Source organism: Pseudoalteromonas sp. SG43-7, assembly GCF_014164295.1.
GTDB classification, from domain to species: Bacteria; Pseudomonadota; Gammaproteobacteria; order Enterobacterales; family Alteromonadaceae; genus Pseudoalteromonas; species Pseudoalteromonas rhizosphaerae.
The window spans coordinates 1-14435 of the sequence record NZ_JACJEY010000003.1; the positions used below are offsets into that span (position 1 = coordinate 1).

At 40.9% G+C, this 14435-nt stretch carries 10 protein-coding genes; 6 read left to right on the forward strand and 4 right to left on the reverse strand.

Annotation, left to right across the window (positions count from 1 at the left end; translation table 11 throughout):
- The first annotated feature begins 143 nt into the window (after positions 1-143).
- Positions 144-1268, forward strand: a complete 1125-nt coding sequence (locus H5200_RS01635; RefSeq protein WP_149982407.1) for a sterol desaturase family protein — start codon at positions 144-146, stop codon at positions 1266-1268.
- A gap of 186 nt (positions 1269-1454) precedes the next feature.
- Positions 1455-3209, forward strand: coding sequence for a hypothetical protein (locus H5200_RS01640; RefSeq protein ID WP_182760793.1), 1755 nt, complete (start codon positions 1455-1457; stop codon positions 3207-3209).
- Positions 3210-3407: 198 nt separating this feature from the next.
- On the opposite strand, the gene H5200_RS01645 is transcribed toward H5200_RS01640, so the two are convergent.
- From H5200_RS01645 to H5200_RS01660, 4 genes are all read right to left on the reverse strand, one after another.
- A complete protein-coding gene (locus H5200_RS01645) occupies positions 3408-4682 on the reverse strand; it encodes a leucine-rich repeat-containing protein kinase family protein (protein ID WP_182718565.1) in 1275 nt (424 codons plus the stop codon).
- 88 nt (positions 4683-4770) lie between these two features.
- Positions 4771-5484, reverse strand: coding sequence for a YebC/PmpR family DNA-binding transcriptional regulator (locus tag H5200_RS01650; RefSeq protein WP_145233481.1), 714 nt, complete (start codon positions 5482-5484; stop codon positions 4771-4773).
- A 179-nt stretch (positions 5485-5663) separates the two neighbouring features.
- Complete coding sequence (locus H5200_RS01655; protein ID WP_182760794.1) at positions 5664-7733, reverse strand: M13 family metallopeptidase; 2070 nt, start codon at positions 7731-7733, stop codon at positions 5664-5666.
- 173 nt (positions 7734-7906) lie between these two features.
- Complete coding sequence (locus tag H5200_RS01660) at positions 7907-9649, reverse strand: ABC transporter ATP-binding protein/permease (protein ID WP_182740248.1); 1743 nt, start codon at positions 9647-9649, stop codon at positions 7907-7909.
- A 222-nt stretch (positions 9650-9871) separates the two neighbouring features.
- Here H5200_RS01660 and H5200_RS01665 point away from each other — a divergent pair, with 222 nt between their 5' ends.
- The 4 genes from H5200_RS01665 (at position 9872) to secF (ending at position 14430) form a co-directional block, all read left to right on the forward strand.
- The gene (locus tag H5200_RS01665; RefSeq protein ID WP_182760795.1) at positions 9872-10921 is read left to right on the forward strand and encodes an NAD(P)-dependent alcohol dehydrogenase; all 1050 of its coding nucleotides are present in this window, start codon (positions 9872-9874) and stop codon (positions 10919-10921) included.
- Positions 10922-11048: 127 nt separating this feature from the next.
- Positions 11049-11546, forward strand: coding sequence for a hypothetical protein (locus tag H5200_RS01670; RefSeq protein WP_182718568.1), 498 nt, complete (start codon positions 11049-11051; stop codon positions 11544-11546).
- A 107-nt stretch (positions 11547-11653) separates the two neighbouring features.
- Positions 11654-13507, forward strand: coding sequence for a protein translocase subunit SecD (gene secD / locus H5200_RS01675; protein ID WP_182760796.1), 1854 nt, complete (start codon positions 11654-11656; stop codon positions 13505-13507).
- The gene (secF, locus tag H5200_RS01680) at positions 13504-14430 is read left to right on the forward strand and encodes a protein translocase subunit SecF (RefSeq protein ID WP_149982401.1); all 927 of its coding nucleotides are present in this window, start codon (positions 13504-13506) and stop codon (positions 14428-14430) included. Before secD ends, secF begins: the two co-directional genes overlap by 4 nt.
- The last annotated feature ends 5 nt before the right edge of the window (positions 14431-14435 follow it).

Here is a 14435-nt window from a genome sequence, read left to right on the forward strand (position 1 = left end):
CGAGCTAAATAAAGCGCTAACTGCGTTATAATTTTTTCAAGTAGAACAACTACATGTCAAAATTTACGCCTTGTTATCACTGTATTTATCTGTCGCTATAAATGGTCAGTAACTTAACACGATTGATATAAAAGGAATTACTAATGAAAAATACTCTAAAAACTCACCTGTTTCGTACTAACCACCTACAAATAGGTGAAGGTAATATTAGCGGTTATATCGGCTGCTTTTTAGCTATGCTGTCTTGTTTAGGCGTGCTCGCCTTTCATTTTCCAGAATATTTAACCACACCGGAACTGAGAAAGAGCTACAGTGTCGAATTTTTACGTCAACTGATGTTTGGTGCGCTTATCGTGGCCGGTAGTTTGGGGTTACTTAACTTTGTACGTAACAAAAATAAACGTTTAGGTGCAACTGCGTGGTTTTTTATTGTGCTGGCCATTGCGTTTGGCGGCCCTAATGTTGAGGTGAATGATTTTGCTGATAACACCCCCTATATAGGCCTAGACTGGTTTATATTAGATTTATTGGGCTCAACCTTAATATTTATTCTCATTGAAAAGCTGTTACCGCACCGCAAAGAACAAAAGATATTACGCAGTGAATGGCGCGGTGATCTAAACCACTTTTTTGTTAACCATTTGATTATTGGGTTTGTGTTATTAGTGACTAATCACTTTGTGCACTATGGTTTTGGTTGGGCAGTGTCAAGCACTGTGCAGGGCTACATCAGTCAATTACCTTTTATATTGCAAGTGCTGTTAATTATTTTAGTCGCTGATTTGATGCAGTACTTTGTACACCGCGCTTATCATGAAGTGCCTTATTTATGGCGTTTTCATGGTATTCATCACAGTGCAAAAGAAATGGACTGGCTTGCAGGCTCTCGCCAGCACATTTTAGAAATTTTAGTGACGCGCAGTTTAGTACTTACGCCTATTTTCGTGCTGGGTTTTTCGCAGCAAGTGATCAGCTTATATGTGATAATCGTGGGTTTTCAGGCGGTATTTAACCATGCCAATGTACGGGTGAAATTTGGTTGGTTGAAATATTTATTGGTTACGCCACAGTTTCATCATTGGCATCACTCTTCAGATAAAGCGGCCATTGACCGTAATTATGCTGCGCACTTTTCATTCTTAGATTATGTTTTTGGCACGGCCGTAAAAGGCCAACAAGAATGGCCAGAAGCTTATGGCGTAGTCGGGGACTATGTACCAACTGGGATGTTAAAACAGCAGCTGTTTCCGTTTAAAAAGCAAAAATAGTCGCGATATGGGAATCCTTTCAATTTAGTGTTTTCGATAGTGATCATATTTTATCGAGTATTGGTATGGACAGATAATAACCAAAAATATATTGCTAAAAAAGGTACTAGTAGTAATAATTGATAACTGAAGGAATATGTATTAGTAGCGACTTTTTTGAAACTAATTAAACACAAGGATTCTATTTTGCAATTTAAATCATTTTTAGTGAGCTTATCTATTTTAGCCGCAAGTGGATGCGGTGGCTCTTCTGGAGACAGTCAAGATACAAAGCCACCTGCTATTTCAGAGCAAACGTTTACGCTCAAAATAACAGCCAATGGTGTTGCCGCAGGACTTGAAGTGTCATGGATGGATAACAAAGCGAAGCTTACTGCAGACAAGGTTATTGAACTGAGCGCAACGTCAAAAACATTTGTACAACCAACCTTATTAGCTATACCAGAAAGTATCACGTGCGACACACAGCTGAGCAATACAACAACGTTGAATTATAACCTTGCTGTTAAATGTGTATCTTCTCAGGCGAGTTTTGCACAAACAACCCCTTATTCATACCCTGTAACTATTCGTTATGGCGAGCAAAGTATTCAGTTAAAAGACTCTCCAGTCTCGGTTCCACCACTTACAATGATTGAGCCTGAAATTACAGCGCTTGGCGGGCCACAGATTTGTGAAGTTGATGACTCCTCTAATCTTAAGTTTAAAGTAGCTTGCCGTCCTTATACTGTGGTGTATGAAAAACGTAAATTGTATTTGGTGTTTAGTGAACAAGAAAAGCAATTATTATTTGATAACCCCGACAAAGAGCGGTTAATTGAATCTGAATATTTATGGTTTGATGAGCAAGTTTGGTTTATTACTGAAGGCGCCTCTACGCAATACAAATTACACTCAGCCTCTTTTAATAATGGCCAATTAGGTAATTATAAAGTCCATGATATTAACGCTTCAATTTTAGCTATTTCAGGCGGTAAACTATTTGCATTAACGTCTTTTCCTGATGGTGTTTATAGTTGGCAAAGTGGTAAATGGAAAGCTGTATCTAACCTAATCAACAATGGGGTTTTGAAAAGTGAATTTATTGCAAATAATCAAGACCTTTATCTAGCGCTTGAAGATAATAATGAGGTTTCATCAAAATCGTATATACAGATCATAAATGCTCAGATCCGAGGGAGCACTGTATTGAGTAAGCAGATCAGTACATTTAGTCATACACCATTTTTTGAATATGATGACATCACATTTGGTCTAGGTTTTGGTACTGATGAGCAGTTGCTTATAAATGTAATGGACGTTATACCAAGTGCGCGCGATGACGCTGTGTTTTCATTGAATAATGTACGCAATGCTACTATTTGGCAAAATGGTAATAACCAGTTCTTATTTACAAACCAAGACAGTGGCATTGAACAGTTTAAATTTACACGAGAACAAGTAGAGACAAGTACTGCATTCGATTTAACCGCGTTAAGACAAATAACTCCTGATTGGATTGGCGGCGACTTAGATACTTTACTAGCGGGTGATTTTGTTGAGACAGCATCGATAAAATATGCCGTGCTTAAATATTTACGTAAGGCTGGTACAGAGCAGTCAGAATTGCAGTTGCAATCACGGTTAAATACCACTCAACCGATCAGAGTTTATAATGAAACATGGCGCACAATTGCGAGTTATGCACGAAGTAATACTAAAAAAATAACTCCTATTGTGAGTGAACAAGGCTATTTATTGATTTATGTAGGTGATGCGTCATCTAATCAATCTACGGGGCAACTGTGGGCCCTATCAGCGGATAAAGAGTATTTGATCAAAGCTGATGTGTCATGGGAAAGTTATTCAATGAAAGACTTTCATTTTGAGACTATTTCTGAAAAACACCTTGTGGTGTATAGCGAATTTGCCAACGAAGTCATTACAATAACGCTTGATTAACGCTATTTTATTAACCAACTGAGCTTTGGGTGAATTAGTTTGACCAAAGCTCAGTAAAGTTACTGATATTATAAAAGCATACCAGACACGAAAGCCATATAAGTAGACCAAGGCTTATTTATATTCAGTTTTATTTTATAGCTATGTAGCAAAGCAAGGCGGTAAAGCACGACTCAGAGGTAGAGTCGCGCATAAAAGTTATAGTTTTTCTATTAGTGCTTTAAGAGTTGGTCGTTGGCTCATATCTTCATTCATACATTGTTGAGCAAGTGTTGTTAACTGTGTTGCATCGCTCGTAACTTCAGAACACACGCTCAGTAAATCATCAATTAAGCAGCCAATCGCTCTGACTTCAATACGCTGCATTTGTTGGCGCTGATAGTCGGTCAGAGAGTCTAAGTTAGTTGCTGCGCCAAAGTCACCAAACAATACTGTGTATTCATCGTTTATCATGGTGTTGTGCGCATATACATCGCCATGACTTACGTTATTGATATGTAAGTGGGCAAGGGTGCTGACCATTTGCTTAGCTATGTGTTTAATGGCGTGAGCAGTAAACTGTGTATGCTCAAAAAAGGTATCGCGGGTGCAAGTATCAAGTGACGGCGGTAAGCCGAGGTTTTGATAGTCCTTGCTGATAAGCTCCATAACCAGACCAAGTTGCTCTGGGTTATCGATATAGGCGAGAACGTTTATTAGGTTTTTATGTTCGCCCGCTTGCAAGCAACAGTTTACTTCATCAAGTGGATAGCCATCACTGGTGATCGCGCCTTTAAACAGTTTTAACGCCACATTATTGTGCTGCCACTGTGCTAAGTGAATAATCCCAGACGCACCTTCACCAATTTTTTCAACAAGTGAAAACTCGTTTAGTTGTACGGCTGCTAATTGAACTTGTTGTAAACTTTGTGCTTTATTAAAGTCATTGCCTGCAAAAGCCAGCCAACTGAGTTTTGGTAATTCAAACAGCCAGTCATTAACATCAGTTAAGTTATTCGCAGATAAACGCACGAGTTCAAGCGCTTGGCACTGCTGCATGCTGTGTGGCAAAGTCGTTAGTCGATTACCAGCAAGGGCAAGTTTACGCAGTTGCGTAAGTTCACCAAAAGAGTCTGGCAATTGTTCAATATGGTTGTCAGTTAAAATTAACCATTGTGTCGAAAGCGGCAAACTATGCTCGGCAAATTCACTGATTTTATTGCCTTTAAATGCAATCATAATAAGGGAAGGGCATTTTGCCAATACAGCAGGAATATGCTGGAACTGATTGAATGATAAAAACACCCGCTTTAATTTAGTTAAACTAGCAAATTCGTCGGGCAAATCAGATAAATTATTATTTGATAAATCGAGTACTTCGAGGGTATCTGCAAGGGTAAAAATTTCGTCTGGGAATGTGGTTAGCTCTTCAACTAGTTGTAAACGTTTAGTGCCAGCTAATTTACCACTACGAAGCTGTTCAACGGTATTCAAAATACAAATCCATTTATTTAGGGGTTTAACAATAAGAAAATAAAAAGGCCAATCAAGTTGGCCTTAGTCATAATTTTAGTCAATAAAATTAAAATTGTGCGTTGTGGTACACGTTTTGTACGTCGTCACAATCTTCAAGCATCGCTAAAAAGCGTTCCATTACTTCTACGTCTTCGCCTGCAATGGGTGCTTCAACTTGCGGCACAAAAGAGATCAAATCTTCATCAAACTCAGTAACGCCCATTTCTTCAAGTGCGGTACGGGTGTTGTTGTACTCAGTATGCGGAGCAAAAACAGTGACTTTGCCGGCTTCAACTTCTACGTCAGTAACATCAACGTCAGCCATCATTAGTGCTTCAAGCACGGCTTCGTCATCATCGCCATCAAATACAAAAATAGCTAAATGATCAAATAAGTGAGATACCGAGTTTTGTGCACCAATTTTAGCGTTTGCTTTAGTAAAACATACACGTACATCAGCAAAGGTACGTTTGTTGTTGTCAGTTAAGCAATCAACAATGATCATGCAGTTACCAGGGCCATAGCCTTCGTAACGAGTTGCTGAGTAGTCTTCACCGCCGCCGCCTTTGGCTTTATCAATTGCGCGGTCAATTACGTGTGCTGGTACTTGATCTTTTTTAGCGCGTTCAATTAAACGACGTAGCGATAGGTTGCCATCGGGATCAATACCACCATTTTTTGCGCAAATATAAATTTCTTTACCGTACTTTGAGTAAACTTTAGTTTTAGCACCCGCAGTCTTAGCCATTGAATCTTTTTTGTTTTGGTAAGCTCTTCCCATCTGCGTTTCGCCTTAAATATGTTTTTAAAAGTATAAATTTTGTAGTGCCGTATTCTATACCCAACTCGCTTGGAAATACAGAATTCAGTGGGAATTAAAGTTGCTTTGAGTGAGCAAGCAGCACAAAAAATATAACCCGCAGTTGCGGGTTATATTTTCAATCGAAATGTATCGGGTTATTACCAAATACGTACGCGTTGATCTTCTGGTAAATACAAGGCATCACCCGGTTGTACATTGAATGCTTTGTACCATGCATCGTGGTTACGTGGTGCTTGTGCTCTAAAGCGACCGGGTGCATGTGTGCCACCACGAAGCTGGTTTAACATGCTTTGCTCAGTGCGTTTTTCTTTCCATACTTGTGCCCAGGCTAGGAAGAACCGTTGATCGCCCGTAAGGCCGTCAATAATAGGCGCTTCTTTACCGTTTAGGCTGAGTTTGTAAGCGTGATAAGCCATTGCTAACCCACCCACGTCACCGATGTTTTCACCTAAGCTATTACGACCATTAACGAAGTTACCAGGGATTGGCTCGTATTGACTGTATTGTGCAGCAAGTTGGTCGGCTTTGGCATCAAATGCAGCACGATCGGCATCTGTCCACCAGTTACGTTGTACGCCGTTAGCATCTGACTTAGAGCCTTGATCGTCAAAACCATGGCCCATTTCATGACCAATCACGGCACCAATGCCACCATAGTTTACTGCCGGATCGGCATTAGGATCGAAAAATGGTGGTTGTAGAATTGCTGCAGGGAATACAATTTCGTTAAACGAACTGTTGTAGTAAGCGTTAACACGTTGTGGTGTCATGCCCCAGCGGTTACGGTCGGTTTTTTGCAATTCTTTTGCAGCGCTTTCAGCTCGGAAAAACTCGCGGGTATTTTTGATGTTGCCCATCAAATCATTGCTACTTATGCTTAAACCATCAAATGATTGCCATACATCGGGATAGCCAATTTTAGGCACAAACGCAGCGAGTTTAGCGCGGGCATTTACTTTCGTTTCTGCTCCCATCCAGTCTAGGTTGTCAATACGTTCGCCCAGAGCTGTTCGCAGGTTTTCTACCAATGCTGACATTTGTTGTTTTGATGATTCAGGGAAGTAGCGTGCTACATACACTTTACCAATGGCAAAACCTAATGAATCAGTGCTCGACATTTGGCTGATAGCGCGTTTCCAGCGTGGGCGAGGCTCTTGCTGGCCATTTAGCTCTTTTCCGTAAAATGCGAAGTTAGTATTGAATACATCTTCAGACAGTAGCTCTGCATTAGAGCTTAGTGCGTGATAGGTTAAGTAATCTTTCCATACAGTAAGATCTTCTTGATTGATCAATGCAATCATGGCTTTGATCGGCTCTGGTTGCGATACATTTAACTGTGGTACTTGGTATCCTGTTTGTTCAAAATACAGATCCCAATTAAAATCAGGATAGCTAGAGCTCAGCTCGCTGCGTTCGATTTGATTTAGGGTAAGGTCGCGGTTACGACGTTTTTCTCGTGGCCACTGGCCTTGTGCTATTTTGGTTTCAAGGGCTAAAATTGCCTCAGCACGTTCAGTTGTATTGTCAACACCTGCAAATTTAAGCATGTCGGCAATATGGGCTACATAAGCAGTACGAGTTTTAACAAAACGTTCTGAATCTTCAAGGTAGTAAGAACGATCTGGTAAACCTAAGCCGCCAGCACCTAATGACATTTCATATTTATTTGGGTCTAAGCGGTTAAACCACATGCCACCACCAATAGGCGAGTTAACGCCCGTTAACCACGATTGGCCAAACAATTTGGTTAGATCATCGGTTGATGAAACGTTACTAATTTCCGTTAGTAGTGGTTTAATTGGCGACACACCAAGCTTATTAAGGGTATCGGTATCCATATACGCGTTATAGAAATCGGCAACTAACTTTTCTTCAGTATTTAAATCTTTTCGGGCTGCGATCTCTTCAATAATTGCCTTAACACGCTCTTCGCTGCGCTCTGCCAATCCTGCAAATGCACCGTAGCGAGTTTTATCGGCAGGCATAACGTAGTTGTCATACCATGTGCCACTGGCGTACATGAAAAAGTCATCACCTGGTTTTATGGCTTCATTGCGGGCTGTTAAATCTACCCCAAAGCTACCTAATTCAGCTTTTGCTGTCTGGGTTTCGGCACTAGGCTGCTGTTGCGCTTGTGTTGTTTTAGGCTCTGAACAGCCGGTCAGAAATGTGGCAGCAAGTGTTGCTGCAATAAGTGTTTTCTTCATTGGATTTCCCTGAATGTAATTTAATTATTTTTATCTCACGTTTTTCTAACTCGGATTGTTATTGATAACCTAAAAACAGACAAACTTTTGAGGTGAATTACTTCTCAGTTAGGTGAAACAACAAGCAACGCGACATACAGTGTGTATCCCGCGCCGAAGATGAGTCTCCATGTTTATGCTGTTTTTTGTTGAAGTTCCCACATGCGCGCGTATTCACCATTGAGGGTAAGTAACTCATCATGTTTACCTTGCTCGATCAGCTGGCCCTCTTTGAGCACAATAATCGTATCTGCATCTGTTATTGTTGATAAGCGATGGGCAATAACTAAACTGGTATGATTAGAGGCTAGTGCAGACATGGCTTTTAATATTGCTTGCTCGGAATGAGAGTCTAGCGCTGATGTTGCTTCGTCAAAAATGATAATAGGGGAGCGTTTTAAAATGGCTCGGGCTATGGCAATGCGTTGTTTTTCACCGCCTGAAACTTTTAAACCTCGTTCACCAACGAGGGTTTGATCACCTTTATCTAAACTATCAATAAAGCTGCGTAAATGCGCCATATTAATAGCATTATCAATGTCTTGTGCTGTAGCATCTGGACGGCCATAAGCAATGTTGTCGCGAATGCTGGTATTAAATAACACAGTATCTTGTGGCACAATGGCAATCGCTTGTCGCAAGCTGTTGAGTGTGACGCTAGTAAGTTGTTGACCATCAATATGTATTTCACCGCTGTCAATATCATAAAAGCGATACAGTAAACGGGCTAGGGTGCTTTTTCCTGCACCGCTGGCGCCCACCACCGCGACTTTGCTGCCTGCTTTAATAGAAAAACTAAGCTGCTTAATGATAGGTCTTGATGGATGGTAGCCAAAGTTAACGTTTTTAAATTCTATATCAGCGTGTTGTATATTGAGCTGTTGTGCATTTGCTTTATCTGAAATGAGTGGTTTACGGGTTAATAGTCCGAGCATATTTTCAAGGTCGGTTAAGGCGCGGCGAATTTCTCGATAAACAAAGCCTAAAAAATTGAGCGGTAAAAATAATTGGATCATATAGGCGTTGATCATTACCAACTCACCAATAGAGAGTGTGCCTTTAACCACTTCAATACTAGCAAGCCACATTAAAGCGGTGATCGCTGCTGCTATGATCAAGGCTTGACCTGAATTAAGGGCAAGCAACGATAAGCGGTTTTTAAGCCGGGCTTGCTCCCAACTAGCTAAAAAGCCATCATAAGTTTGTGCTTCATGCTTTTCATTATTAAAATATTTAACGGTTTCATAATTAAGTAAGCTGTCAATAGCACGGCTATTACTATTATTGTCGGCTTGGTTTGCTTCGCGAATAAAGCGGTTGCGCCACTGTGTTACAACAACCGTGAAGGTAATATATAAAGCCACTGCAAGCAGGGTAACTACGGCAAACCACGGCGAAAATAAAGTTGCAAAAATAATCGCAACTACGGCTATTTCAAATAAAGTTGGCACAATATTGAACATTAAAAAGCGCATTAAGAAGCTTAAGCCACTGGTGCCACGCTCTATATCACGGCTAATGCCGCCAGTTTGCCTATCAAGATGAAACGACAACTCAAGGCTGTGTAGGTGATTAAATACTTTTAGGCCAATATGGCGCATAGCATGTTCAGTTACACGACCAAACAACGCATCACGTACTTCACCAAAAAACACACTCGCAAAACGTAGTCCGCCATACAGTAACAGTAAAGCTATGGGTACGATGACTATATTTTGTAAACTTGGATCAACACTGTCGATTATTTCTTTCAGCGCCCATGGCATCAATAAAGTGGCACCCTTTGCGGCGATCAATGCCAGTGTTGCAAGTGTTACACGGCCTTTAAAAGCAACTAAGTAAGGCCACAAGGTGACAATGCTTTGCTTTAAATTCATCGCATCATGATGTTTTATTGCTTCTTGTTTACCCATTCCGCGCATATTTTCTCTAACTCTATTAAGTCTGCATTAAACTTTTTCTAGTAGCCTAGAGTATAAACTTTAACAGTTTGTATCTAGGGCTATACTACTAACAGCACATAGTACAGTTTAGGCAGCTTAAGACAATGTTTTAGAGTGGTTAATTAAACTCAGTTTTTAACAAAGAAGGGAAAGCAGATGAAAACTATCGGATACGCAGCAAATCAAGCTAATACGCCATTAGAGCCATTTCATTTTGAAAGACGCGATTTGCGCGATGAAGATGTTGCGATTGAAATCTTATATTGCGGGGTGTGCCATTCAGATCTACATACCGTAAATAATGATTGGGGTGGTACTAGTTACCCAATTATACCAGGACATGAGATTGTCGGTCGTGTCGATGAGGTTGGCAGCAAAGTGACTAAATACAAAGTTGGCGATAATGTAGCAGTTGGTTGTATGGTTGATAGCTGCCTTGAGTGTGACCAATGCCACAAAGGCGAAGAGCAATTTTGTCGCGAAGGTATGGTCGGAACTTATTCAGGAAAAGATCGTATCACTGGTGAATCAACCAAAGGTGGTTACGCCAAACACATTGTAGTGCGCGAAGAGTTTGTTTTAAACGTTCCAGAATCACTTTATCTTGCTAAGTGTGCGCCAATTTTATGCGCGGGTATTACCACGTATTCGCCGCTACGTACTTTTAATGTCGGGCCTGGTAGCCGAGTTGGCGTTATTGGCTTAGGTGGGTTAGGCCATATGGCAATTAAAATCGCAGCGGCAATGGGTGCCCATGTGACAGCTATTAGTCGATCAGATGATAAAAAACAGCAAGCGTTGGAATATGGCGCTGAAGGTTTGCTGGTATCTAAAGACGAACAAGCCATGAAAGCATACGCTAATCAGTTTGATGTGATCATTAATACTATTCCAGTTAAGCATGACTTTACCCCTTATATGCCCCTATTAGATATTGATGGTACTCAAGTATTAGTCGGACAAGTGGGTGAGATGGCTGAATCAAACTCGGTGCCATTATTATTGGGGCGTCGCCGCGTGGCTGGCTCTTTGATTGGTGGTATTGCACAAACTCAAGAAATTCTTAATTTCTGTGCGCTGCATAATATTTTACCGGAAGTAGAGATGATCAATATGGCAGATATTAATCAGGCTTTTGAACGCTTAAAAGAAGGTGATTTGTCTCATCGTTATGTCATTGACATGTCCTCACTTGAAGTCGCTTAATTATCGACTGTGATTTTTGGCCGTAAGTAGTTTTACTTGCGGTTTTTTTTGTTCAATTGCAAATTAGCTATTGAAATAGGGCAATTACTCCCCATTTATAATACCAGCTTACTATTTAGATAATAAAATGATCCGTTTTCGCTTAGTCCTTACTGTATTACTGCTGTTTACTGCACTTTTTAGTGTGCAGGCTAATGCTGTGAGCAACGCTGAGACTAATGTGAGCCAGCCTACCGCTTTTTTTCAGTCGGCGATGTTATCTGATTTGAGTGTTTTAGAGGTTAAGGTATTTGATACTTCAGTATCAGATAGCACCCCTTTTACCAAGAAGATACCAATTGCGGCGGCTGATCAACAAACAGAAGGCGCGGGGTTTGAGTCTTTACAGCCACGCTTTTCAGCGAGTAATTCATCGTTATTTCTGTATCAAAGCCAAGTTGAGCCAAGTTATGTGGCAATATTTGAGTTTTTTGTACCTAGCCTTGCGCGCCAACTTTACTTACAACCCCTTGAACCGCCAATAACATTACCTTGGTTTGTAGCCTACGAAGGTAAAAAATCACGGATTAGTGGTTGGAAAGACGCCAACTTACAATACCGTGCAGTACTTACTTACTTCAGTTAACTCTTCCTACTAATTTTTTCGATGTTTTAGTCATTCAACTAAAGCAAATAAATTACTGCGCCTATGAGGCGAGAAACCGATGCTTGCATTGGTTTAAAGGAAGCAATATGTTAAAAAATTCATCAAAAAAACCGCAGCTACAGCGTTTTAAAATAAGCTATATGGCGATGTTTTTGGCGCTGGTATTATTAGCTATCAGTGCCTTACCAAATTTATATCCAGCAAAATCGTGGCTGCATCTGAGTACAACGCAGAGCCAGCCACGTTCACAGCAGTTACTAGCGAATACTCCTTCGCAAAAATCTGTTATTGATTTTTTAAATCAACATGGGTTTCTGGTTGAGCAATCAATTCAAGTGGCGCAAAACAGCCTTTCATTAAATGTGTTACTACAAGAGCCAACCAAAAGTGCCGCAGCGCAACAAGCGTTAAAAAGTGAATTTACGCAGTTGAATGCAAAAATAGTCACGCATCAAACAAGTCCCGATTGGTTACAAAGCTTAGGATTAGCACCTATAAAATTAGGTCTTGATCTTAATGGTGGTGTGTTATTTGTATTAGATGTTGATTTAGTGAAAGCGCAACAAGAGCAACTTGATAGTGCGTATGAACAAACTAAAACAATTATTCGTGATGAAAAAGCCAGAGGTGTTCGTGTACAAAAAAATGCCCATGGTTTTGAATTACACGCGTTGCCTGCTGCTAAAAGTGACTTAGCCGCAGTACAGGCGAATGTACTAAAGCGTTTTGAGCGTTTAATGGCAACTGCGCATTCACAGGGTAATTTAACAACGGTGGCATTTAGTTTTAGTGAACAAGGTAGTAATGCGTTTGATAAAGAAGTAATGAGTCAAACCTTAACCACTTTAAGAGGCCGTATTGAAGAATTAGGCATTACTGAAGCAGTTACCCAGCGCCAAGGTAAACAACGTATTCGTATTGAGTTACCCGGTGTACAAGATCCAAGTGAAGCAAAACGTATTATAGGTGCAACAGCGTCGCTTGATTTTTATCAGCTTAAAGAAATCGGTGGAAAAACCTTTAACCTGCAAAATGGTGGCTCGATCAATTTAGACCCAATTGCTATTTTTTCAGGACAGCACATCAATAATGCCCATGCAGGGCGCGATGAATGGGGCAAGCCGCTAGTGCAGCTTAGCCTTGACAGCCAAGGTGGCGAGGCGATGTCAGCATTTTCAAAACGTAATATCGGTAAACCAATGGCAACGGTGTATTCTGAATATTATAAAAATGCCAAAGGTGAAGTAGTTAAAAAAAGTGAAGTGATTAATGTAGCCAATATAGCTCAACATTTGAGTAGCCAATTTAGTATTACTAATATGCAAAGCCCACAAGCGGCGCAGGATTTAGCATTGCTATTACGTGCAGGTTCATTAACTGCGCCGGTGACAATCGTACAAGAACAAACCATTGGGCCAAGCTTGGGCGCAGATAACATACATAATGGGCTCGCGGCCTTAATGTTGGGAATGGGTATTACATTAGCCTTTATGGCGCTGTGGTATCGCCGTTTAGGGCTGGTGGCAAATATTGCCTTATTATTGAATTTAACAGCTTTAGTAGGATTAATGTCACTGCTGCCTGGCGTGGTGCTAACTTTACCGGGCATCGCCGGGCTGGTACTGACAATCGGTATGGCTGTTGATACTAATGTTATTATTTTTGAGCGGATCAAAGAAGAGCGCCGTAAAGGCCGAGCACCATATCAAGCGATAGAGCAGGGCTACCAACAAGCATTTGCGACAATTTTTGATGCTAATATTACCACTATGATCACGGCAATTATTTTATATGGTATTGGCTATGGGCCAATCAAAGGCTTTGCAATTACGCTGGCGTTAGGGCTAATAACTAGCGTATTTACCGGGGTGTATGTTTCTAAGGCGTTGAGTCAGACTTTGTATTTAAAATTGGCAAATAAGCGAGGAGCTCGCGCATGAGCAATTCAAATGAAAAAATGAGCACCACAACCCGCTTACGTTTATCGGGGTTGGTTTTATCTATCCTACTAGTGCTGCTCTCTGTAATAGGGGTTGCTACAAAAGGATTGAATTTCGGCCTTGATTTTACTGGTGGCTATTTAACTGAGTTTACCACTGCAGTGCCAATTAGTGAGGCTGAGCTGGCGAAAAAAATTAGTTATTATCACCATGATGACTTTACCTTAAGCGCTCAATCTAGCCAGCACTTTCAGTTAAGAGAGGCAGAGCAAGCCAGTACATCGCCTTGGTTAGCAACGCTTACGCAAGATGAGACATTGGGTGCTGAAGTGTTGTCATCTTCTTACTTAGGCTCTCAAGTTGGCGATGAATTATTTGAACAAGGCTGTTTGGCATTATTTGCGGCAATGGTTGCCGTGATGATTTATTTAGCGCTACGCTTTGAGTGGCGTTTAGCGTTGGGATCGGTTGTGGCTTTAATGCATGACGTGGTGGTGGTAGTTGGTTTATTTGCATGGTTACAGCTTGATTTTAACTTAACCGTGTTAGCGAGTTTACTGGCAATCATTGGTTATTCATTAAATGATTCAATTATTGTCGGGGACAGGGTACGCGAGCTACTGCGCTTAGATTCCACAACACAACAAGCTAGCGTGAATACGGTGATCAATGAATCAATTAAGAGCACTTTGACCCGTACTTTGATCACCTCAGGCACTACTCTTGCAACAGTGGCGAGTGTGTGGTTATTGGCTGGTGCGCCGTTACAGGGGTTTTCTATCGCACTATTTGTAGGAATTGTTGTGGGAACATTATCGTCAATTTGTATTGCTGCAACGTTACCGCAGTTACTTGGTTTAAGACATGAAAACTATCAAGTTAAGGTCGATGAGCAAAGCCAAGCGTTGATGGATATGCCGTAACTGAC